Annotated in this window: 17 protein-coding genes; 5 read left to right on the top strand and 12 right to left on the bottom strand. The window is 67.9% G+C overall.

Annotated features, from left to right (window positions below; genetic code table 11):
- Window positions 1-3 precede the first annotated feature (3 nt).
- From C507_RS0116360 to C507_RS21755, 8 genes are all read right to left on the bottom strand, one after another.
- Window positions 4-486 (bottom strand): F0F1 ATP synthase subunit B, encoded by a 483-nt coding sequence (locus tag C507_RS0116360; protein ID WP_018700798.1) that lies wholly within the window; start codon window positions 484-486, stop codon window positions 4-6.
- Window positions 487-490: 4 nt separating this feature from the next.
- Window positions 491-1,054 (bottom strand): F0F1 ATP synthase subunit B, encoded by a 564-nt coding sequence (locus C507_RS0116355; protein ID WP_040401268.1) that lies wholly within the window; start codon window positions 1,052-1,054, stop codon window positions 491-493.
- Window positions 1,055-1,191: 137 nt separating this feature from the next.
- The gene (locus C507_RS0116350; protein WP_018700796.1) at window positions 1,192-1,419 is read right to left on the bottom strand and encodes a F0F1 ATP synthase subunit C; all 228 of its coding nucleotides are present in this window, start codon (window positions 1,417-1,419) and stop codon (window positions 1,192-1,194) included.
- A 61-nt stretch (window positions 1,420-1,480) separates the two neighbouring features.
- Window positions 1,481-2,242 carry a F0F1 ATP synthase subunit A gene (locus C507_RS0116345; RefSeq protein WP_018700795.1) on the bottom strand — a complete coding sequence of 254 codons (762 nt, stop codon included), beginning with the start codon at window positions 2,240-2,242 and terminating at the stop codon, window positions 1,481-1,483.
- A gap of 36 nt (window positions 2,243-2,278) precedes the next feature.
- Window positions 2,279-2,662, bottom strand: a complete 384-nt coding sequence (locus C507_RS0116340) for an AtpZ/AtpI family protein (RefSeq protein ID WP_018700794.1) — start codon at window positions 2,660-2,662, stop codon at window positions 2,279-2,281.
- A 284-nt stretch (window positions 2,663-2,946) separates the two neighbouring features.
- Complete coding sequence (locus C507_RS0116335) at window positions 2,947-6,405, bottom strand: chromosome segregation SMC family protein (protein ID WP_018700793.1); 3,459 nt, start codon at window positions 6,403-6,405, stop codon at window positions 2,947-2,949.
- A gap of 84 nt (window positions 6,406-6,489) precedes the next feature.
- On the bottom strand, window positions 6,490-7,137 hold the full coding sequence (locus tag C507_RS0116330; RefSeq protein ID WP_018700792.1) for a DsbA family protein: 648 nt from the start codon (window positions 7,135-7,137) through the stop codon (window positions 6,490-6,492).
- A 120-nt stretch (window positions 7,138-7,257) separates the two neighbouring features.
- Entirely contained in the window at window positions 7,258-7,803 is a 546-nt protein-coding gene (locus C507_RS21755) for a DUF721 domain-containing protein (RefSeq protein WP_018700791.1), read from the bottom strand.
- A gap of 123 nt (window positions 7,804-7,926) precedes the next feature.
- On the opposite strand from C507_RS21755, the gene mutY reads away from it, so the two are divergent.
- Entirely contained in the window at window positions 7,927-9,012 is a 1,086-nt protein-coding gene (mutY, locus tag C507_RS0116320; RefSeq protein ID WP_040401267.1) for an A/G-specific adenine glycosylase, read from the top strand.
- A 59-nt stretch (window positions 9,013-9,071) separates the two neighbouring features.
- On the opposite strand, the gene ggt is transcribed toward mutY, so the two are convergent.
- The gene (ggt, locus tag C507_RS0116315) at window positions 9,072-10,817 is read right to left on the bottom strand and encodes a gamma-glutamyltransferase (protein ID WP_018700789.1); all 1,746 of its coding nucleotides are present in this window, start codon (window positions 10,815-10,817) and stop codon (window positions 9,072-9,074) included.
- Between the two features lie 214 nt (window positions 10,818-11,031).
- On the opposite strand from ggt, the gene C507_RS21750 reads away from it, so the two are divergent.
- Window positions 11,032-12,420, top strand: coding sequence for a mechanosensitive ion channel family protein (locus C507_RS21750; protein ID WP_018700788.1), 1,389 nt, complete (start codon window positions 11,032-11,034; stop codon window positions 12,418-12,420).
- A 58-nt stretch (window positions 12,421-12,478) separates the two neighbouring features.
- Here C507_RS21750 and C507_RS0116305 read toward each other — a convergent pair whose 3' ends face one another.
- Window positions 12,479-13,612, bottom strand: coding sequence for a site-specific DNA-methyltransferase (locus tag C507_RS0116305; protein ID WP_040401325.1), 1,134 nt, complete (start codon window positions 13,610-13,612; stop codon window positions 12,479-12,481).
- Window positions 13,613-13,829: 217 nt separating this feature from the next.
- On the opposite strand from C507_RS0116305, the gene C507_RS0116300 reads away from it, so the two are divergent.
- The 3 genes from C507_RS0116300 to C507_RS0116290 all read left to right on the top strand — a co-directional run bounded on the left by C507_RS0116300 (window position 13,830) and on the right by C507_RS0116290 (window position 16,794).
- On the top strand, window positions 13,830-15,338 hold the full coding sequence (locus C507_RS0116300; protein ID WP_018700786.1) for an AMP nucleosidase: 1,509 nt from the start codon (window positions 13,830-13,832) through the stop codon (window positions 15,336-15,338).
- A gap of 198 nt (window positions 15,339-15,536) precedes the next feature.
- A complete protein-coding gene (locus C507_RS0116295) occupies window positions 15,537-15,878 on the top strand; it encodes a hypothetical protein (protein WP_018700785.1) in 342 nt (113 codons plus the stop codon).
- A 139-nt stretch (window positions 15,879-16,017) separates the two neighbouring features.
- Window positions 16,018-16,794, top strand: coding sequence for a DUF2092 domain-containing protein (locus tag C507_RS0116290; RefSeq protein ID WP_018700784.1), 777 nt, complete (start codon window positions 16,018-16,020; stop codon window positions 16,792-16,794).
- A gap of 86 nt (window positions 16,795-16,880) precedes the next feature.
- Here C507_RS0116290 and C507_RS0116285 read toward each other — a convergent pair whose 3' ends face one another.
- A complete protein-coding gene (locus C507_RS0116285; protein WP_018700783.1) occupies window positions 16,881-17,495 on the bottom strand; it encodes a hypothetical protein in 615 nt (204 codons plus the stop codon).
- A 223-nt stretch (window positions 17,496-17,718) separates the two neighbouring features.
- The gene (locus C507_RS0116280; protein WP_040401324.1) at window positions 17,719-22,551 is read right to left on the bottom strand and encodes an NAD-glutamate dehydrogenase; all 4,833 of its coding nucleotides are present in this window, start codon (window positions 22,549-22,551) and stop codon (window positions 17,719-17,721) included.
- Window positions 22,552-22,685 lie beyond the last annotated feature (134 nt).

Here is a 22,685-nt window from a genome sequence, read left to right as displayed (position 1 = left end):
GCCTCAGTTCAGGCGGCCCTTCACGTCTTCCATGCTCTTGGCCAGAAGCTCGTCGGCCACGGGGCCCTTCACCTTGTCGGTCAGGATCCGCTCGGATGCGGCGATCGCTAGATCGGCGGCCCGGGCGCGAACCTCTGCCACAGCCTGGTTTTCGGCCTGGGCGATCTTGTCCTCGGCAGCCTTCGTCCGCCGGGCGATCATGTCCTCGAGCTTGGCGTTCGCCTCCTCGGTCATGCGCTCGGCTTCCGACTTGGCGTCGGAAACGATCTGCTCGGCCTCTTCCTCGGCCTCGCGCCGCTTGCGCTGATACTCCGCAAGCAGGGCCTGGGCCTCTTCGCGAAGCTGGCGGGCCTCGTCGAGCTCCTTGCGGATGCGCTCGGCGCGGCCGTCCAGCGACCGGATGATCATGCCCGGCACGCCGAAGTAGACGCAGATCGCGAGGAAGATGATGAGGCTTATGAGTGCCCAGAAAGTATCCGTGCCCATCTCGCTACTCCTTCGCCGCCTTGACGGCTGCGGTGATTTCCGAGCGGTCGGCACTGATCGGGGCGATGGTCGCGATGACCGCCTCGACAGCGTCGGAGGCGATGTCCTCGACCTCGCTCAGGGCCTTGGCCTTGATCTCGCCGATACGGCTTTCCGCATCGCGGACCTTCTCGGTGAGACCGTCCTCGGCCTTGCGGCGCTTGGCCTCGTTGTCGGCCTTGATCTGGTCGCGACGCTCCGCGGCGATGCCGTGAGCCTTCTTGCGGGCATCCGCAAGCTCGGTCTCGTAGGCCTCGATCGCGGCGTCGGTCTCTTCCCGCAGGCGCTCGGCCTCGCCGAGGTCGCCCGCGATCCGGTCCCGGCGATCCTCAAGGATGCCGCCCAGCCGCGGGACGATGACCCGGAGCATCAGGAAGTAGAGGAGGCCGAAGGAGACCGCGAGCCAGAACAGATGGGACGGGAACGCCGCCGCATCGAAGGGCGGGAACGCGCTCTCCACTCCGATTGGAGTGTCGACCGCTCCGTGAGTTGCTTCCGCGGCCTCTCTGGCCAGATTTTCGCTCGCCATCTCTTACGTCCTCTCGCGCCGGCGTTCGCTTGACCGCACCGGCAACGGGCCGAAGCGGCCCGCAGCCATCGCATGCGATCGGTCTGAGTCAGTCGGAACGCCGGCCGTACCGTTGGTTCGGACGGATGCGTCCTGGATCAGACGGCAAACAGAAGCAGAAGGGCGATCAGCAGCGAGAAGATGCCCAGGGCTTCCGTCACGGCGAAGCCGAAGATCAGGCGGCCGAACTGGCCGTCAGCGGCAGACGGATTGCGCAGCGCGCCGGCAAGGTAGTTACCGAAGATGTGGCCCAGGCCGATGCCGGCGCCACCGAGACCGAGGCAGGCGATACCGGCGCCGATGAACTTCGCAGCTTCCGCTTCCATGAGGTGTGCTCCTTAGCGTGAACGGGTTTTGGTGTTGCGAAACGGGATGAGTTGCAGGCCGTCAGTGCGACGGATGCAGCGCATCGTTGAGGTAGAGGCAGGTCAGGACCGCGAAGACGTAGGCCTGCAGTCCGGCGACCAGGAACTCAAGGGCAGTGATCGCGATCGTCATGATCAGCGGCAGGATCGCGCCGAGGATGCCGACAACGCCCAGCGCGCTGAGCGCGGCGATGAAGGCCGCGAAGACCTTCAGGGTGATGTGGCCGGCGAGCATGTTCGCAAACAGACGGACCGACAGGCTGACCGGGCGTGAGATGAAGGAGATCACCTCGATCGCGCTCACCAGCGGCAGGATCGCCATCGGGACGCCGTCGGGAACGAACAGCTTGAAGAAGCGCATGCCATGCTGGCGGATGCCGGCGATGACGACCGTCAGGATGACCAGCATGGAGAAGGCGAAGGTGACGATGAGCTGGCTGGTGACGGTGTAGAAGTAGGGGAACATGCCGATCATGTTCGCCACGAGGATGAACATGAAGAGGGAGAACACGAGCGGGAAGAAGCGCATGCCTTCCGCGCCGGCCGAACTCCTGAGCATCGAGGCGGAGAACTCGTAGCTCATCTCGGCCATCGACTGCCATCGGCTCGGCACCAGACCGCGCCCGCCGGTAGACAGGATGAGGAAGAGGGCGACCACGGCCGTGGTCGCCACCATGTAGAGCGAAACGTTGGTGAACGAGAGATCCATGCCGCCGACGTGGAGATCGACGATCGGATGGACTTCGAACTGATGGATCGGATCGAGTGCGCCTTCTGCCGCCACCTGTTCCGCTGCTCCTGATTTTGGGCGCCGGTCCGCCTAGGAACCGTCGCTTCCGTTTTCGTCGACCCGCCTTTTGCCGGGTTCCGGGGTCTGGATCAACCCCGCCGAACGCAACACGTTGAGAACGCCAGCCGCGAAGCCGAGCATCAGCAACACAATCATTCCCCAGGGCGTCGTACCAAGCCACTGGTCGAGAAGCCATCCGAGGATGGCTCCGACGGCGACGCCGCCGATGAACTCGGAGCTCAGCTTGAGCGCCTGGCCGATACCGGCAAAGGTGGACTTGGACGAATTATCGCCGCCGTCCTTCTTCCGCCGGGCCGCGCGCTGGGCCTCGATCTTTCCAGAGAGCGTCCGAAGCCGGGCGGAGATATCGCCCATCTCGTCCGCGTCGCGATGATGCTTGTCGTCGCCTGCCATCTTCGTTCGACCGCTGTTGCGGTCCGGACCATTGGCCCCGGACCTGCCGCGTGCCCTTACGAAGGGCGGGCGCCGGCTGCGCCACCACCACCCCTGTCGGATGGCGCGAACGTTATGCAGCGCGATTTCCCAGAGTCAAGCGGCCATCCGGCTGCAAAAGGCATTAGAATCGCTTCTGTTTTCCGACAGGCGAGCGTCCTGCGTCCGCGTCTGGCTTGTGCACTGCGGAAATCGGGTCGCGCAGGGCATTTCTGGGCCTGTGGAGGATGGGCCGCGGCGGCGGCTCAAACTGCTTCGCGGAAGCGTTCCGCGGTCTCCAGGTCGACGGAGACGAGTTGCGAGACGCCGCGCTCGGCCATGGTCACCCCGAACAGCCGGTGCATGCGCGCCATGGTGATCGGGTTGTGGGTGATGATCATGAAGCGCGTGTCGGTGCGCCGGGTCATCTCCTCGACGAGATCGCAAAAGCGTTCGACGTTGGCGTCGTCGAGCGGCGCGTCCACCTCGTCCAGAACGCAGATCGGCGCCGGATTGGTCAGGAACACGGCGAAGATGAGCGCCATGGCGGCAAGCGCCTGCTCGCCGCCGGAGAGCAGGCTCAGCACCTGCGGCTTCTTTCCGGGCGGACGGGCGATGATTTCCAGACCGGCCTCGAGCGGGTCGTCGGCCTCGACCATCGTCAGTTCCGCCTCGCCGCCTCCGAACAGGTGCACGAACAGGGTCTTGAAGTGTTCATTGACGGTGTCGAAGGCGTCGGTCAGGCGGGCACGCGCTTCGCGGTTGAGGTTCGAGATGGCCTGGCGGAACTGGGCGATGGCGGCGATGATGTCGTCGCGCTCCCGCGTCAGTGTGTCGCGTCGCTCCTCCATCTCGCGAACCTCTTCTTCGGCGCGCAGGTTCACGCCGCCGAGCCGCTCGCGTTCCGCCTTGAGCCGCTCCAGCCGGTTTTCGGCGCCGTCCATGTCGGGCAGCGGCGCGTCGGGCTTGATGCCGCCGATCTCGCCGGCTTCCTCCGGGCCGCACTCCAGCGTTTCCTCGATCTCCTCGGCAACGGCCGCCTGGCGTTCGCGGGCTGCCGTCAGCCGTTCCTCCGCCCGGGCGAGACCTTCGCGCGCCGTGCTGAGCGCCTCCAGAGCCATCTTGGCGGTTCGGTCGGTCTCCGCTACCGCCGTTTCAGCGGCAGCGCGCGCGTCGGAGGCGGCCGCCAGTTCGGTCTCTGCGGTGGCGATCTCCGAGTTCAGCGCCCGCCGCTTGCGGTCGTGATCCTCCGGGGCGTCGAGGAGCCGGGCGCGTTCTGCCTCGGCCTCGCCGTGGCGACGGGACAGCTCCTCGCGCTGGGCAGCCGCGGTGGCGACACGGTTGCGCCAGCTTTCGATCTCCCGGGCGATCGCCGCCTTGCGGTTGGTGCGCAACTCGCTTTCCCGGCGCTCGCCATCCAGCCGGGCGCGCGCCTCTGCTGCGGAGCGGCGCAGGCTGGAGACGGAGGCGTCCGCCGCCTCGCGTGCCTTGGCAAGCGCGCTGAGGTCGGGAGCGGCCTCGAAGGCTTTAGTGGCTTCGGCCGCCGCCGTTTCCGCCGTCTCCACGGATGCCTGGGCGCGCGTGGCGGCTTCGGTCAGGGCGCTGCGCCGGTTCTCCAGCTGAGTGGCTTCCTTCTCGGCGGACGCCAACCGGGTGCGGGCGTCCCGGCTTGCCTGGCTCGCCGCCCGCGCGGTGTCGCGCGCGACCCGCTCGGCCTCAGCGGCCTGCGCGGAGGCGGTGCGGGCCGTATCGAGGGCCTGCCGATCCCGCTCAAGCGCTGCGTGGGCCGTTTCCAGCTCGCCCGCCAGCGCCTCCAGCCGGTTCTTCTGGGCAAGCCGTTGAGCTGCGGCCGTTGGGGCGTCGGCGCGGGCGGTCAGTCCGTCCCAGCGCCAGAAGTCGCCCTGCTTCGACACCAGCCGCTGTCCGGGCCGTAGCATGGTCTGCAGCGCCGGCCCCGCTTCCGCATCGACCACGCCGATCTGAGCGAGCCGTCGGGAGAGCTCGGCCGGCGCGCGCACGTGCGACGCCAGCGATTCGGCGCCCTCGGGCAGGAGCGGATCGTCGGAGGGATCGCCCGTACCGCCCCAGAAGATCGCCGCGTCGTTGTCGAGCGCGGCATCGAGATCGTCGCCGAGCGCGGCGCCCAGCGCCACCTCGTAACCCCGGTCCACCTTCAGCCGGTCCACGACGGGCGGGAACCGGTCGTCGCCGATGGTGGCGAGCACCGTCTCCAACGTGCGCTTTTCCGTTTCGAGCGCGGAAATCTCCTTCTCGCGCTCGCTGACGGGGGCGCGTGCCAGGTCCGCGGCCTCCCGGGCCTCGCGCGCCTTCGCCTCTGCATCGTCGCTGGCCGCGATCGCCGCCTGTTCGGTCGCTTCGGCGCTCTCCAGCGCCGCCCGGGCCTGCGCCACGCCGCTGGTGCGCTCCAGCTCGCCCTGAATGCGCGCCAGATCGGCGCGGACCTTGTCGCGCTCGCTGGTGGCGCGGCTGACCTCGTTGGTGGTGCGGGCGCGCTCCTGCTCGAGACGGCGTCGTTCGGCGGCGGCGCCGGCCTCCGCGCGGGTCGCCTCGGCCTGGGCGGCCTCGGCCCTGGCGAGCGCCTCCTGCTCCTCCGCCAGCCGGGCCTCGGCGGCGGCGCGACGGTCCCCCGCGCCTTCCTCGTCCGCGGTGAGGCTGGCATGCTCGGCGTCGAGCCGGGCGACCGCTTCCTCGGCGTCGGAATGGACGGCGGATTCGCGCTCGATGTCGGCTGCGATCTGGCCGATGCGCCGCTCCAGTTCGCCGAGGCGCTCGCGCATGCGGCGCTCTTCGTCCTCCAGCTGGCTGGCGGCGTGTCTGAGGCGCTGCAGCGTCGCACCCGCCTCCGCCTCGCGCTCGCGCAGCTTCGGCATGGCACTGGCGGACACCGCCTGGTCGCGGGCGGCGGTGGTCTGGGCTTCGGAGGCGCGCTGGGAGATGTCCTTGGCTTCCGACAGCGTGTCCTCCGCCGACGCAGCGGCGGTGCGCGCCGCGCGCCAGCGCAGGTGCAGCACCAGCGCCTCGATCTTGCGGATCTCGGAGGACAGGCCGCGATAGCGGTTCGCCTGGCGGGCCTGGCGCTTGAGGCTCTCCAGCTGGGTGCCGATCTCGCCCACCACGTCCTCGACGCGGTCCAGGTTGGTTTCCGCCGCCCGCAGTCGAAGCTCCGCCTCGTGTCGGCGGGCGTGGAGACCGGAAATGCCGGCGGCCTCTTCCAGGATCTGGCGGCGGGAGGTGGGCTTGGCGTTGATCAGCTCGCCGATCTGGCCCTGCCGCACCATCGACGGCGAGCGCGAACCGGTGGAGGCATCGGCGAAGAGAAGCTGGACGTCGCGGGCACGGACCTCCCGCCCGTTGACCCGGTAGGCGGAGCCGGACTCGCGCTCGATGCGGCGCGAGATCTCCAGCGTGTCCTCGGTGTTGAAACCAACGGGTGCTGACCGGTCCGAGTTGTCGAGCAGGACGGAGACTTCGGCGACATTGCGGGCCGGCCGCTTGCCGGAGCCGGCAAAGATCACGTCGTCCATGCCGGACGCGCGCATGGACTTGTAGGAGCTCTCGCCCATCACCCAGCGCAGCGCTTCGACAAGGTTCGACTTGCCGCAGCCGTTCGGGCCGACGACGCCCGTCAGCCCGTCTTCGATCAGAAAGTCGGTCGGATCGACGAAGGACTTGAAGCCGGTGAGGCGCAGCCGGGTGAACTTCATGGCGTCACCCGGATGCGGGAGTACGGAGGCCGCGTGGCGCGACCCCCGGAAAGGGCGCGCACCGCTGCGCGCCGGGGAGTGATCCTAGCCGTCGAGATTCTCGTCGATGATTTCCGAGAACTCTTCAATCCCTCGAGCTCCCCGCACCATGCGGCCGTTGACGAAGAAGGTCGGGGTCGACGAAACGCCAAAGTCCTGCGCGCCCGTGTCCTTCACCTCGTTCACTCCGTCGAGAAGCTCCTGATTCGTCAAGCACTCCTCAAAGCTTTCCTGTGTGAATCCGGACTGTTTGGCGATGGCGAGCAGCGCGCTGACCGGATCCTGCGCGTAAGCCCACTGGCGCTGCTTGTCGAACAACAGGTCGACCATCTCGAAATATTGGTCGGCGGGGCGGCAGCGGGCGAGCATGAATCCCGCTGCGGCGAGCGGATCCAGCGGAAACTCGCGCAGCACGAACCGGACCTTGCCGGTGTCGATATATTGCTCCTTCAGCGCCGGATAGGTCTCGGAGTGGAAGGCGGCGCAGTGTGAGCAGGTGAGCGAGGCATACTCGACGATGGTGACCGGGGCATCCTCGGAGCCCAGCGCCATCTCCGGAAGCGGCCCCTCGGCCATCAGCTTGTCGACGTCGACGCTGCGCTCGGCCTGCTGGGCATAGGCGGGGGCTCCGGTCGCGGACAGGGCGAGCGCGAGGGCGCCGGCTGCGAGGACGGTTCTGCGGGTGAGCGTCACGGGTTCAACCTCCTGGGATCCTCATCTGTCCCCCGAACGGCGGACGATTGCTGACCCCTACGTGCCGATCGTGGCGGAACATGGCAAGCGGCAAGACGCTTCGCCGGAGCCGAAGCGGCCTCAGCGGCCGCGGTCGGGTCGGGCCGACATGACGGCCCGGCCGAGGCGCTCCAGCGCGGCCTTGAGCGGCGTGTCCTCCATCGCCGCGAGGCGTTCGGCCAGGGCGGCCTCCTCCTCGGCGGTGAGGGGCGGGGGCGGCGGTTTTGGCGCTTCCGGCGCGGGAATCGGCCGCTGCACGATCTTGATGCGCTCAACCGCGCGCCAGCCGAAGAAGGTGTTGAGCCGGTCGACGATCACCGGCGCGGTGTGCTGGAGCACGAGCGCCGAGGCGCCGTTGGTGGCCACCACGAGGGTCGCTCCACCGCCCGCGGCGTCCTCGTCGGACTGTCGCCGCGGCCAGATCAATCTTTCGGGAAGTGCGGTGCGCGCGGTCTCCTCGTCTACGATGGAATCCCAGTGGGTGAGGATTGCGGCGGATGCGAAGCCGCGCTTGCGGGCGGCCGGCGTCAGCGCGTCGCCGATCAGATCGGCAAGCGGCACGGCCCGCCGCCGTCGGCGCGGCGGTGCGGCACGCGTATCGTCCCTCGGCTTGCTGCCGCGAGCCATCTCGGTCCTTCATCGTGGCGGGTTGAACGAAGGCATGCAGTCTAGGCGACCGCGCGCGCCTGCGCGAGGGGCGTCTCTCCGGAAAGGCTTGAAATCGATCCGGGCTTGCGCCACACGCGCTCGATGCCGAGCCCCGCTCCCTCCACGCTTGCCCGAAACCGTGCCGCGGCCTTGCTTGCCTGGTACGACCGTCACGCCCGGCGGCTGCCGTGGCGGATCGGTCCGGAGGCGCGCAAGGCCGGCAATCGGCCGGAGCCTTACCGGGTGTGGTTGTCGGAGATCATGCTGCAGCAGACCACCGTTGCAGCGGTCGGACCCTATTTCCAGCGTTTCGTGGAGCGCTGGCCGGCGGTTGCCGACCTGGCGGCGGCGGAAACCGACCACGTCATGCAGGAGTGGGCCGGCCTCGGCTACTACAGCCGCGCCCGCAACCTGAAGCGCTGTGCCGAGATCGTCGCGACCGAGTATCAGGGCCGCTTTCCGCAGACGGCCGCCGCCCTCACCGAGCTTCCCGGCATTGGCGCCTACACAGCCGCCGCCATTGCCTCCATCGCCTTCGACGAGGCGGCCGCCGTGGTCGACGGCAATGTGGAGCGCGTCGTCACCCGGCTGGAGCGCATTGCCACGCCGCTGCCGAAGGCCAAGGCGGAGGTCCGCGCCGTGGTGGCGGAGATGACCCCGACAGAGAGGCCCGGCTGCTTCGCGCAGGCGATGATGGACCTCGGTGCCACTATCTGTACGCCGAAGCGCCCGGCCTGCGCGATCTGCCCGCTGACGGAGGACTGCAACGCCCGCATCGAGGGCGACCAGGGCCTCTATCCGGTCAAGGCGCCAAAGAAGGAGAAGCCGACGCGCACCGGCACGGCGTATGTCGCGGTGCGGTCCGATGGCGCCTTGCTCCTGCGTCGCCGGGCCGAGAAAGGGCTTCTTGGCGGCATGGCGGAAGTGCCCAACGAGGGCTGGTCGACGAAGGACGGCTCAGGTGAGGCGGACGGGCCGCCGTTGCGCGCAGACTGGGGGAAGCTTTCTGCCCCAGTGCGCCACACCTTCACCCATTTCCACCTGGTGCTCGACGTCTACAGGGCCCGGGTCGGGCGCGACATCGCGGCCCCGGCGGACGCCTGGTGGTCGCCAACCGACAGGCTGGACGGCGAGGCGCTGCCAACCGTCATGCGCAAGGTAATCGCCGCCGCGCTGAAGACGGACTAGGCGAGGCCTTCTCGTCCCGCAATCTCAAGAAAACCGGTTTCCACTTCGCCTCGGATTGCTCAATACCCCGCCGCAAGCGAGCCGGCCCGACGCGGATCGGCGGCGCCGTAGAGCGTGCCGTCCTCGCCCACCTGGATCGACTGGGTGGAGCCCATGGCATCCTTCACCGCGACCTCATGGCCCATCTCCTCCAGCAGCCGGATCGTGTCCGGGCTGATGCCCTGTTCGATGCGGATTTCATCCGGAAGCCACTGGTCATGGATGCGCGGCGCGGCAGTGGCCGATGCGATGTCGAGACCATGGGTGACGGTGTTGAGGATGATCTGCAGCACCGTGGTGATGATGCGGCTGCCGCCTGGCGATCCGGTCACCAGAAACACCTCGCCGTCCCTGAACACGATGGTCGGCGTCATCGACGACAGCGGCCGCTTCAGCGGTTCGACCGCATTGGCCTCGCCGCCGATCAGGCCATAGGCGTTCGGCACACCCTTCTTGGCGGAGAAGTCGTCGAGCTCGTTGTTGAGCAGGATGCCGGTGCCATCGGCGACGAGGCCGACGCCGTAGGAGAAGTTCAGCGTGTAGGTGTTGGAGACGGCGTTGCCGTCGCCGTCCACCACGGAGAAATGGGTGGTCTCGGGGCTCTCGTGACCGGCGGGCGCCTCACCGGGCTTGATCTCGGAGGCCGGTGTCGCCTGCTCCTGGTCGAGACCGTTGCGAATGTCCGCCGCGTAGTCCGGCGACGTCAGCCAGTCTGCGGGAACGGAGGTGAAGTCCGGGTCGCCGAGATATTTCGACCGGTCGGCATAGGCGTAGTTCATGGCCTGGGCCATCAGGTGGATGGTCTTTGCGGAATTCAGACCGCTTTCGGCGATGGGAAGGCCTTCCAGAATGTTGAGGATCTGGATCAGGTGGATGCCGCCCGAGCTCGGCGGCGGCATGGAAGCGATCTCGTAGCCCTGATAGGTCCCGGTGACGGGTTCGCGCACCTTGGGCTCGTAGCCGGCCAGGTCTTCCAGCGACATCCGGCCGCCAGCGCCGTTCACCTTCGCGACGATCGCCTCGGCCACCGGTCCCTCGTAGAAGGCAGACGGCCCTCCCTCGGCGATCCGCTCAAGGGTGGCCGCGAGATCCGGTCGGGTCATGATTGCGCCGGCGGCGGGCGGTCCGTCGGTCGGCTCGTAGAAGATGCGGTTCGCCTCGCCGTCGCGGCCAAGATGCGCGCGGGTCCAGGTGGAGGCGAGCGACGAGGCAAGGTCGTCGCTGACCGGGAAGCCATCCCGCGCCAGCGTCACGGCGGGGGCGATCAGATCGGCCCAGGACAGCGCGCCGGACCCGTAGCGCTCGTGGGCAAGCGCCAGGCCCCGCACGGTGCCTGGCACGCCGACGCCCAGGCCAGAGAAGCGCGACTTCAGCGGGTCGGCATCGCCCGCCTCGTTCAGGAACATGTCTTCGGTGGCGGCGGCAGGGGCCATCTCGCGGTAATCGATGGCGATGGTTTCGTCGGTCTTCGCGTCGTGGACGATCATGAAGCCGCCGCCGCCGATATTGCCGGCGCGCGGCAGCGTCACCGCGAGGGCGAAGCCGACCGCCACGGCCGCGTCCACCGCGTTGCCGCCCGAGCGCAGCACGTCGACGCCGACCAGGGTGGCCAGCGCCTCTTGGCTGGAGACCATGCCGTTCTGGGCGACGACGGGATGGAAGCGGGGCGAGGCGGACAGGATCGCGGTGTCCTGGGCCAGCGCGGATCCGGCCCACAGGGCGGTGACGGCGACGATGGCGAGGCGGTGGAACGGGCGAGCGTTCATCGCGGGCTCCTTTCGGGCGCGGGCGGATACGGTTGGAACGAGTGTCGCGCGGGAAGGTTCGCGTGGCCAGACGCGGCACGGGCGGAAATTTTTGGGCCGTTGTATCCCGAACGCGCCCGATACGCTTGGCCTCGCCCGATCGAGCGACTACCACTCACCTCGAAGTGATGGCTGGAGGCAAGACGATGACACGAACCGGAACGGACCGTCGGGAGTGGGCGCGGTGACGCCGGACGAGTTGGCCGCACGGCTGGAACAGGCCTTTCCCGAGACGATGCAGATCTGGGCGGGCACGCAGGCGGCGCTCGGCGACCAGGCTTTCGGTCTGCCGATCGGGCGTTATCTGATCGCCCTTGGCATCTTTCTCCTGTTCCTGATCCTGCGGCGCCCGCTGCGCGCCCTTTTCGTGGTGATCTTCGCTCGGCTTGCGGGTTTGAAGGGCGACGGGCTGCAAGCCGATGTGCGTGATGCCCTTCAGGGCCCGGCGGGCATTCTCCCGGTCGCGCTCGGCGCCTTCCTCGCCTTCGAGATCCTTCAGGTGGATGCCAATGGCCGCTTTGCGGCGCTGGCTGATCACATCATCGCCAGCCTCATCCTGATCGCGCTCTTCTGGGCTCTGGTCGGCATGGTCGGTCCGGTCGTGAACGCGATCCGGCCGCTGAAGCGCACCCTCAGCCCGACGATGATCGACTGGGTGAAGCGCATCGTTGCCGGTGTCGTGGTCTTTCTGGGCGGTGCGGTGGTGCTGCAGGAGTGGGGGGTCCAGGTCGGGCCGCTGCTCGCCGGCATGGGCATCGTGGGCGCCGCGGTGGCGCTGGGCGCACAGGATCTCTTCAAGAACCTGATCGCCGGCTTCCTGATCCTCATCGAGAAGCGCTGCCGCTACGGCGACTGGGTCGAGGTCGACGGAGTCGTCGACGGAACGGTGGAGTATATCGGCTTCCGCTCGACCAAGATCCGCAACTTCGACGACACGGTGGTGCAGGTGCCCAACGCCGCGTTGGCGGACAACGCGATGATCAACTACACGCTCATGCGCCGCCGCCGAATCTACTGGACGGTGGGCGTCGGCTACACCGACAGCGTCGATCAGCTGAAGCAGATCCGCGACGGGATCGAGCGCTACATTCTCGACTGCGGGGACTTCGTGTCGCCGCAGGATGCCTCGACCTTCATCCGCATCGATTCATTTGGCTCATCCTCGATCAACATCATGGTCTACTGCTTCACCAAGACCACGGTCTGGGGCGAGTGGCTCGAGGCCAAGGAGCGGCTGGCCTACGCCATGGTCGACATCGTCTACGGGGCGGGATCGAGCTTCGCCTTCCCGTCGACCTCGCTCTATGTGGAGAAGCTTCCGGAGGGCGTGCCGGAACTGTTCCTTCCGCCGGACGAAAACGGCAAACCGCGCTTCCAGTCCGCTTCGTCAGCCCGCAAGGGCCCGAAGTCGGAGAAGGACATCGAGGCCGACGCGTCCAACACGAAAGGCGCAGGCGGCGCGGGCTACGCGACCCGTTCGGGCCAGGCGGGCGCGACCGAAGCCGGCGCTCCGGATGGCGAAGGCGGGGAAGGTGGCGAAGGGGACGGCGGCCAGGGCTCCTGACCGCCACCTGCGCAAGAGACGCGAGCCCGTCGGACGGGGATTGGGGCCGCCTGGGAAATCAGGCGGCCTTCGCGTTCGTGGCGCGGATCTCCTCGCGCAGCGTGTCGATCGGCTGGCGGTTTCCGCGCCGCTCGAAGTGCCAGAACGTCCAGCCGTTGCAGGCATCCAGCCCCTGCACCAGCGCGCCCACCTTGTGGATCGAGCCCACATGGCTGCCGGCCTCCAGCGAGGCGTCGGCGCGGACGATGGCCTTGTGCCGGTTCTTGGCGCAGGTGAGCACGTCGCCCGGCCGCATCAGGCCGGCCTCCAGCAGCGTGCCGAACGGGATGCGGGGCGCTGCCCGCTTGCCGAGGACGGTGCGCAGGCCCTGTTCCGGGGCGGTGTCGACGGCCGCGATGCGTTCGCGGGCGGCCGCCGCATAGGTTTCGTCGCGCTCGATGCCGATATAGTGGCGGCCGAGCGCCTTGGCGACGGCGGCCGTGGTTCCGGAACCGAGGAACGGGTCGCAGACGATGTCGCCGGGATTGGTGCTGGCGAGCAGCGCGCGGTAGAGCAGCGCCTCCGGCTTCTGGGTCGGATGGACCTTCTGGCCCTCCTCGTCCTTCAGCCGCTCCTGGCCGGTGCAGATCGGCAGCGTCCAGTCTGAGCGCATCTGCAGCCCGTCATTGAACGCCTTCAGCGCATCGTAGTTGAAGGTGTACTTGGTCTCGTGCGCGTCGCGCACCGCCCAGATCAGGGTCTCGTGGGCGTTGGTGAACCGCCGGCCGCGGAAGTTCGGCATCGGGTTGGACTTCACCCACACGACATCGTTGAGGATCCAGTAGTCGAGATCCTGCAGCGTCGAGCCGACGCGGAAGATGTTGTGATAGGAGCCGATCACCCACAACGTCCCGCCGGGACGCAGCACCCGCTTCGCCGCCTTCAGCCACGCCTTGGAGAAGGCGTCGTAGCTGGCAAGCGAATCGAACCGGTCCCACGCATCGTCGACACCGTCGACACGCGATTGGTCGGGCCGGGTCAGCTCGCCCCCTAGCTGCAGATTGTATGGCGGGTCCGCAAAGACCACGTCCACCGAAGCTTCGGGGAGGTGGTTGAGGACATCGACAGCTTCGCCCACGTGAACGCGGTCGAGGCTTTCGGCAAGGGAGAGAGACCGGGACGCCCGGGCGGACGCCCCGGTTTTACTGCTCATCATTGCGACGCATTACCCTACGCAATTGGCAGGGTCGTTATGCGGCGCGGGGTATGAATACGTGGTTAATTCCCGTGATTTTTCAAAATGTTAATCAAGTCTTACCGCAAAGGTTGAGGGGTGGGTTCCATTCTCTCTCGACGCGGCGGCGCGCCTCCTCGACAATTCGCCGGCAGAGGCGCGACATCATTCGGCAGGGCCCGGGCAGAAGGCAGACATGAGCAAGGATTCGCGCGGCCCGTCGGCCGCTCCCCGTTTCGATCATCCCGCCCCGTGGCCGTCGGAGGCCTTCCGCGATGCGCGCGCCGCGGTGGACCGTCTCGCCGCCATCTACGACCGCAACACCGGATTCCTGCGCGACCGGTTCGAGGCCGTGGTGCGCGACGGCGCCATTCCGGGCGAAGGCGTGCGGGCGTTCTATCCGGAGGTCAGGGTCACGACCCAGTCCTTCGGCCGGGTCGATTCGCGCCTCGCCTACGGGTTCGTGCCGGGGCCGGGCGCCCACACCACCACCATCACCCGTCCCGACCTCTTTCAGGACTATCTGGAGGAGCAGATCGAGCTGCTGGTTGCCAACCACGGCTGCGCCGTGACGATCGGGGAATCGTCCGTCCCGATCCCGCTTCACTTTGCCTATCCCGAAGGCATGAACGTGGAAGGCGCGCTGGGGCCGCAGATGGCCTGGCCGCTGCGCGACCGGTTCGACGTGCCGGATCTCACTCACATGGACGATGCCATCGTCAACGGCACGGTGGAGCGCTCGCCCGGTGCGTCGATGCCGCTGGCGCCGTTCACGGCGCCGCGCATCGACTATTCGCTGCACCGGCTGCGCCACTACACGGCGACCAGCCCCAGCGTGTTCCAGAACTACGTGCTGTTCACCAACTACGCCTTCTATGTCGATGCCTTCATCGCCCATGCCCGAAAGCTCATGAAGGAGGGGGGGCACGGCTATGAGGCCTTCGTGGAGCCGGGCGACTGCGTCACCCCTCCCGGGCACAGCGCGCCGACCAGCGGTCAGGCGCCCGACCGGATGCCGCAGATGCCGGCCTATCACCTGGTGCGCGGCGACCATTCCGGCATCACGCTGGTCAACATCGGCGTCGGCCCCTCCAACGCCAAGACGATCACCGACCACGTCGCCGTGCTGCGCCCGCACGCCTGGCTGATGCTGGGCCATTGCGCCGGCCTGAGGAACACGCAGCGCCTCGGCGACTACGTGCTCGCCCACGGCTACGTGCGCGAGGATCACGTGCTCGATGCCGACCTGCCGACCTGGGTGCCGATCCCGCCGCTCGCCGAGGTGCAGGTGGCCATCGAGGAGGCGGTCGCCGAGGTCACGGGGCTTTCCGGCTACGAGCTCAAGCGGGTGATGCGCACCGGCACCGTCGCCACCATCGACGACCGCAACTGGGAACTGCGCGACCACCGCGAACCGCTCCGGCGCTTCTCCCAGTCCCGCGCCATCGCGCTCGACATGGAATCGGCCACCATCGCCGCCAACGGTTTCCGCTTCCGGGTGCCCTACGGCACGCTGCTGTGCGTGTCCGACAAGCCGCTCCACGGCGAGATCAAGCTGCCCGGCATGGCCAGCGCCTTCTACCGCCGCCAGGTCGATCAGCACCTCGCCATCGGCATCAAGGCGCTGGAAAGCCTGCGCTCGATGCCGAGGGAACGGCTGCATTCCCGCAAGCTGCGCTCCTTCGAGGAGGTTGCCTTCCAGTAGGCCGGGCCGCCCTTCCCGGGCTGCGGGCCCGGCCGATCCGGATAAATTGACGGGTCCGTCGCCGGTCTGGATGCCGTAGAGTTCCGCCGGCCGGGGCATCGAGCCCGAATCGACCTGCGCGAACGGGCGGTTCGCGCGGGGCGGATCGGAAAGCCGTTGCCGGAGCCCGCGCTCCGGCGGGAAAAGGAGGATTTCCCCATGACACCCAGACTGTTCCAGTCCTGCTCGCCATTCGGGCGGCTCGCTCGCGTGACCGCGCTGGCATCCGTCGTCGCCATGGTCGGCGCGGACATCGCCGCCGCCGCGCAGGTGACCGTCTACACCAAGGGCGGCGCCAAGGTGGTGATCGACACCAACACGATCACCCAGCCGGTCATGTACTACACCGCCGTGGGCGCCCCCTACTGGGTCTACCCGGCGCATCCGGCCTACGTGCCGGGGCCGGTCTACCACGCTCCCGTCTACGGGCCGGCCGGGGTCAACGGCACTGCGCGGCGCACGGCCCGGCGCACCACCCGTCGCGTCGACCGGCGCTGGTAGCAGGCGCTCCGGCGGAGGGGCCGCCTTGCGTCCCGGTCCGTCGCCGCCACAGACATCTGGAAACCGGCCCGGCCGTGGTGATCCGCGGTGCCGTCAGGCCGGTTCGCCCGACCCGTTGGAAACCGAGGATATCGATCCCATGAGGTTCACTTTCCCCCTTCTCGGCGGAGCCAGGCCGCTTCTTGCCGCCGCCCTCTTCGCCGGCTCGCTGGGTACGGCCGCCGCCCAGTCCGACACCGCCGAACCAGCCGACACCGGCATGGCCGAGGCTGCCGCCGCAGTGCAGGCGATGAGCGACTATCTCGCCGGCCTGTCGTCGTTCGAGTTCGAGGCGTCCGCCCTCTTCGACGAACCGGCGCTGGACGGCGTGCCCGGCAAGCGCGCCGCCAGCGTGCACGTGGCCGTCGACCGGCCCGACCGGCTGTTCCTGCAGGCCCGGTTCGACGACGGCAGCGACCGCAAGGTCTGGTTCGACGGCGAGACGGTGACGCTCGCCAACCTGTCGACGGAAACCTATGTCGAGCTGCCCTTCGAGGGCGACGTCGATGGCCTCGTCGAGGCCATCCAGGCGCGGCTCGGTGTCACCATGCCGGTGTTGATGTTTGCCGGCTCCCGGCCGTTCGACCAGCTCGAGGACAACGTCATCGGCGCTCGGCTGGTCGGTGAGCGGGTGCTCGGCGACGATGTCACCAGCCTGGTGGAGATCGAGACGATCGACGCCCGCAGCCTGCTGTGGATCGCCGACGGAACCGCACCGTTGCCGGAGCGGCTTGTGGTCACCTACGTGCGCGAGCCGGGCGATCCGGAATATGTGCTGACCTTCACCGGCTTTTCCGAGACGTCCCTGCCTGATGCCACCTTCGAGGCCGATGTGCCGGAGGGCTGGAGCCGCATCGAGCTGAACCCGGAAGAGTAGGGGGCCGGACGCCCCCGCCTCTCGACCACAAAAAAAGGCCGGGATCGCATGATCCCGGCCTTCGCTGTTTCTGACACCCGATCGGGTCAGGTGTTGGTCACCGACATGCCGACGCCCTCGTAGTAGGTCAGGTCGACGAAGTCGCCGTCCTTGATGTCGAGGGTCTTCAGCACCTCCGGATCCTGCAGCACGGCAGTGCGCTTCTCGCCGTTCGGCGCCTCGAAGGTCACGGTGCCGGCCCTGCGGTCCATCTTCTCGATCTGGATGGTCAGCGTGACGCTGCGGATGGTCAGGCCCTTCGGCAGCCGGTCGCTGTCGTCGATGTCGATGCTGTCGACCTCGTAGGAGACGCCCGGCGCATCTTCGGTGCTCTTCTGCACGTCGAGGATCAGGCCCTGAAGGTGCTCCACCGTGACGAACTGGTTCTCGCGCACTTCCTCGAGGTTGAAGCCGTCGGGAACCGGGACCGCGTATTCGTTGCCGTTGGTGAGCTTCACCACGACCTGGCGTTCCATCTTGTTGGTGGTGGCGACCTGGGCCTTGAAGGTGGTCACCTGGGCGTCGCCGAACACGTCGACGAAGCTCTGGGTGGGCGCCGTCTGGGCCGTCGTCGCGGTCTGGGCGGCGGCGGGCGCGACGGCGAAGGCGGACAGGGCGAGGGCTGCGGCAACGCCGCGAAGAGAAGCAGTGAAAGCGCTCATTCCAGTTCTCCATTCGGCCGGCTGTTCGGTCGGGACTGGCGCCTCGCGCCGGCGCGATGCGTCCCCGACCAACAATGCGGACGGCGTCCTCTCGTTCCCCTTGAACGCGGATGCGAAGCCGCCGGGCCGGTCCGCCGCGCTGATAGCACCGGGCCCGATCCCGCGCCACGCGGCGGTGCATTAAATGTCGGAAAGGATCGCCCCCGGAATGCCGGGGGCGATGTCAGCTTCCGGCGACGTCGGCGAGAAGGCTCGCCGCCACCGACAGCCGCGACACGGTGATCGTCTCCGTCTCGCCCAGCCGGGTGACCGTCTTCAGCGCCCGGTCCACCTGCTTCGAGCGCTGGGCGATCCAGTTCTCCACGGCCATGTCCGGCTCGTGCGTCCCACCGTCCGACAGCACCTGCTGAGCAATCCGGCGATGCGCCTCGGCAAGCGTTCTGCGGGCCCGGTCGAGCGCCAGCCCGTCATAATAGTCGTCCACCACCAGGGTCCGCGCGAGCGCCTCGATCTGGCCGATGCGGAAGCGCCCGTCGATGGCGAAATAGACCTCCGCGGCCCGTTCCAGGGGCGCCTCGATCGCCTCGGCGACGACGATGATGTCGGGCACGGAGGCGGTCACGGGAAGCTGGGCGATGCGGTTGGCCAGCGGCTCCGGCACGCCGGTCTCGATCCAGGCCGCGGCGGTCTCGCCGATCTCCTCGCGCACGTGGCCGGGCATCACCTCGGCGATCTGCGGCTCCAGCGTGCCGATCCCCTTCGCGAACCGGTCCACCACAGTTTCGATTCCCTCGTCGTAGCGCACGTTGCGGATGAACCAGACCGTTAGGTCGAGCACCAGGTCCTGGACCGACCGGTAGAGGGCGAGCTGGACGTCACCGGGCACCTTGGTGTCGAGTTCGTCGATCTCGCCGTTGAGCGCCGTCAGGCCGAAGGAATCGCGCACCGTGGCGAAGGCCTGGGCGATCCGCTCCACGTCGGCGCCGGTCTGGTCGCTCATGCGGACGACGAAGGTCGGGCCGCCGCGGTTGATCATGGAGTTGGCCAGCACGGTCGCGATGATCTCGCGGCGCAGCGGGTGGCCTTCGATCTGGTCGGCGAAGTCCTGCTGCATCAGACCGGGGAAGTAGCGCCGAAGCTCGCGGCCGAGATAGGCATCGTCCGGCACGCTGGACGACAGCAGCGCGTCGTAGAGCGTGATCTTGGCATAGGCGAGAAGCACGCCGATCTCGGGCCGCGAGAGCGGCTCGCCGCGGGAGGCGCGCGTGGTCAGTTCGGGGTCGCCCGGCAGGCCCTCCAGCTCGCGGTCCAGCAGGCCCTGGTCGCCCAGCACCTGCATCATCCGCATCTGGAAGCCGACGTCCTCCACCCCAAGGTCGCTGGCCATGGAGATGGCGAGGGTCTGCAGGTAGTTGTTGCGCAGCACGATGGCGGACACGTCCTCCGTCATCGCCGCCAGAACCTGGTTGCGTTTCTCCCGATCGATGACGCCTTCGCCCTCGGCGGCGCGCAGCGCGATCTTGATGTTCACCTCCACGTCGGAGGTGTTCACGCCGGCGGAGTTGTCGATGGCGTCTGAGTTGCAGCGCCCGCCCGACCGGGCGAACGCGATGCGGGCCTTCTGGGTGACGCCGAGGTTGGCGCCCTCGCCGATCACCTTCACCCGCAGCTCGTCGGACGTGACCCGGATGGAATCGTTGGCGCGGTCGCCGGCATCAAGGTTGCTCTCGGACGCTGCGCGGACATAGGTGCCGATGCCGCCGAACCAGAGCAGGTCCGCCTCGGCGCGCAGGATGGCCCGCATCACCTCGAACGGCGTCGCGCTCGACTTCTCCAGCCCGAGCAGCGCCTGGATTTCCGGCGAGAGCGGGATCGACTTGGCCGACCGCGAGAACACGCCGCCACCCTTGGAGATCAGCGAGGTGTCGTAGTCCTGCCAGCTGGAGCGGGGCTTGTCGAAGAGCCGCTTGCGCTCCTCCCATGAGGTCGCCGGGTCCGGATCGGGGTCGATGAAGATGTCGCGGTGGTCGAAGGCGGCCAGAAGCCGGATCGCCTTGGACAGCAGCATCCCGTTGCCGAACACGTCGCCGGACATGTCGCCGACACCGACAACGGTGAACGGCGTCGTCTGGATGTCGGTGTCCATCTCCCGGAAATGGCGCTTCACCGCTTCCCAGGCGCCGCGCGCGGTGATGCCCATGGCCTTGTGGTCGTAACCCTGGGAGCCGCCCGACGCGAAGGCATCGCCAAGCCAGAAGTCGCGGCTCTCCGCGATGGCGTTGGCGGTATCGGAGAAGGTTGCGGTGCCCTTGTCGGCGGCCACCACCAGGTAGGGGTCGTCGCCGTCGTGGCGAACCACCTGGTCGGGCGGCGCGACTGAGCCGTCCTTCAGGTTGTCGGTGATGCTGAGCAGGGCGTTGATGAAGATCTTGTAGGAGGCCGTACCTTCCGCGAAGACGGCTTCACGGCCGCCCGACCCGGGCAGCTGCTTGGGCAGGAAGCCGCCCTTGGCGCCCACCGGAACGATCACCGCGTTCTTGACCTGCTGCGCCTTCACCAGGCCGAGGACCTCGGTGCGGAAATCCTGGGCCCGGTCCGACCAGCGCAGGCCGCCACGGGCCACCTCGCCGAAGCGCAGGTGCACGCCTTCCACCCGCGGGCTGTAGACCCAGATCTCGCGGAATGGACGCGGCGCCGGCAGCATCTCGATGGCGCCGGGATAGAACTTGAAGGCGAAGGTGTCCGGCGGATTGCCGCTCTCGTCGATCTTGAAGAAGTTGGTCCGCAGCATCGCGTAGAGCAGGTTGGTGAAGCGGCGGACGATGGTGTCGTCGTCAAGGTTGGAGACGGTCTCCAGCTCGGCGTCGATCTGCTCCTGCAACCGGGCCGCCGCCAGCGAGCGGTCGGTGTTCTCGTCGCGGGGATCGAAGCGCGCGTGGAACAGGCTGACCAGGAGCTTGGCGATCTGCGGGTAGCGGTTGAGCGTGCCCCAGATGTAGTCCTGCGAATAGGCGATGCCGGCCTGGCGCAGATAGCGCGCCAGGGACCGAATCATGGAAATGTCGCGCCAGCCGATACCGGCGTTGACGAGCAGGGCGTTGAAGCCGTCGCTCTCCGCCCGCTGCCGCCAGACGGCCATGAACAGCGCTTCCAGCGCCTGGCCCATCGAGTCCAGTTCGATGGAACCGTCGCCGCTGCGTGCCAGCGTCATGTCGTGGATGTAGACGTTCTCGTCCTCCCCGACCGTCACCCGGAAGGTGCGCTCGTTGATGACGCGGAAGCCCATCTGCTCGAGGATCGGCACGCGGTCGGACAGCGGCGTGGGCCGCTGGTGGGAGAACAGCTTCAGCGAACAGCGGCTCTCCGCGTCGCCCTTGCGCCGGAAGAAGGTGATGGCGGTGGCGCGCTCGGGTCCGACCCGCTCGATGATCTCGATGTCGCCGAGGGCGGTCTGGGCTGTATAGGTGGCCTCGTAGCCGCCCTCGAACGCGTTGCCGTAGCGGGCGATCAGACGCTCGGCCTTGTCCCAGCCGTAGCGGTCGGAGAGCGCGTCCTCCAGCTCGTCGCTCCAGGTGCGCACGATCCGGGCAATGGCCGTCTCGATCGTGTCGCGGCTGGGCTGCGGCGTCGGTCCGTCGTGGCGGCCGATGATGTAGTGGATGCGGGCCAGCGGGCCTTCCGGGTAGGAGACGTACGTCGCCGACACCCGCCCATCGTAGAGATTGGCGAGATAGGTGCCGATCTCCTCGGCCTGTTCGGTTGTGTAGGAGCGTGTCGGTACGAACACCAGGATCGAGACGAAGCGCTCGTAGGTATCGGTGCGCGCCAGCGCCCGGATGCGCGGCCGCTCGCCCAGCTCCAGCACCGCGGCCGCGAACTGATAGAGCAGATCCTCGTCGATCTGGAAAAGCTCGTCGCGCGGATAGGCTTCCAGCACGTTCAGCAGCGCCTTGCCGGAATGGCTGTCGCTGTCGTAACCGGCGCGGTCGAGGACGGCCTGGACCTTCTCGCGGATGTAGGGGATGTCGAGCACCGACTTGGTGTAGGCGCGCGACGAGAAAAGGCCGACGAGACGGACTTCGCCCTTGAGGCTGCCATCCTCCGCATAGTCCTTCATGCCGATGAAATCGAGATGGACGCGGCGGTGCACGCGGGTGCGGGTGTTGGCCTTGGTGATGATGATCGGAGCCGACTGGCGCAGGAACTCGCGGATTTCCGGCGTCATCACCACGAACTCGTTGCCACGCCGCAGCACCCGGACCTTCGGGTCGCGGAGCAGGCCGAGACCGGTGTCGAGCTCCGGCTCCAGATCGCCGGTCTCCACGTCGCCTTCCAGCTGATATTCGCGCAGCCCAAGGAAGATGAAGTCGTCGCGGGTCAGCCAGTCCAGGAAGGACGTGGCGCGGGCAAGCTCCGCTTCCTCGATCGGGATGCCGCCCTCGCGGTAGCGCTCGACGATCTTCGCCACGCGCTCGCGCATCGGCTTCCAGTCGGCCACGGCGACACGCACGTCGGCCAGCGTTTGGTCCAGCCGTTCGGTGAGTTCCGCGCGACGCTCTTCGCTCTCGATCCGACCGATATGGATGTGGATCAGGCTTTCCTTGCGGCCGGCGCTGTCTGGATCGGCCGCGCCCAGATACTCCGTTAGCGTTCCGTCCTCGCCCCGCCGCGCGGCAAAGATCGGATGCAGCACCAGGTGCACGTCAGCGCCGAAATCGTGCAGCTCGTTCATCACCGAATCGAACAGGAACGGCTTGTTGTCGTTCGAGATGTCGATGACGGTCAGATTGCGGTGCGCGTCGCCGTCGGTGTCGAATTTCGGGTTGGTGACGGAGATCCGGTGTTCGCCGGGCTTGCGCTGGCGCAGAACGCTCCAGGCCTGGTCGGCATGGGCGGTCAGCTCGTCCGGAGCGCTGGTGATCAGGTCCTCGGCGGACCCGCGCGAATACAGGAGTTCGGTAAACCGGCGTCGGGCGGCAGCGTCGTCTCCGCCTCCTATCCGGTCGACCGCAGCCGCGATCCTCTTGGCCTTTTCGGCTTCGTATTGATCGAGCATTGCGATCTCCATTTTGATCCTCCGTATCCGGTGGTACCGGGCCGATTGCCCAGCGGCAAGGGGCGCGGCGCGTCGGCCTGGCCGGAAATCAGACATCTCCGATCGCTCTCACGGGAAAATCACCGGCAGATGAC

The sequence above is a fragment of the Amorphus coralli DSM 19760 genome, from assembly GCF_000374525.1.
GTDB classification, from domain to species: Bacteria; Pseudomonadota; Alphaproteobacteria; order Rhizobiales; family Amorphaceae; genus Amorphus; species Amorphus coralli.
The sequence above is the reverse complement of the archived record's forward strand: the minus strand, read 5'-3'. Positions and strand labels throughout refer to the sequence as shown.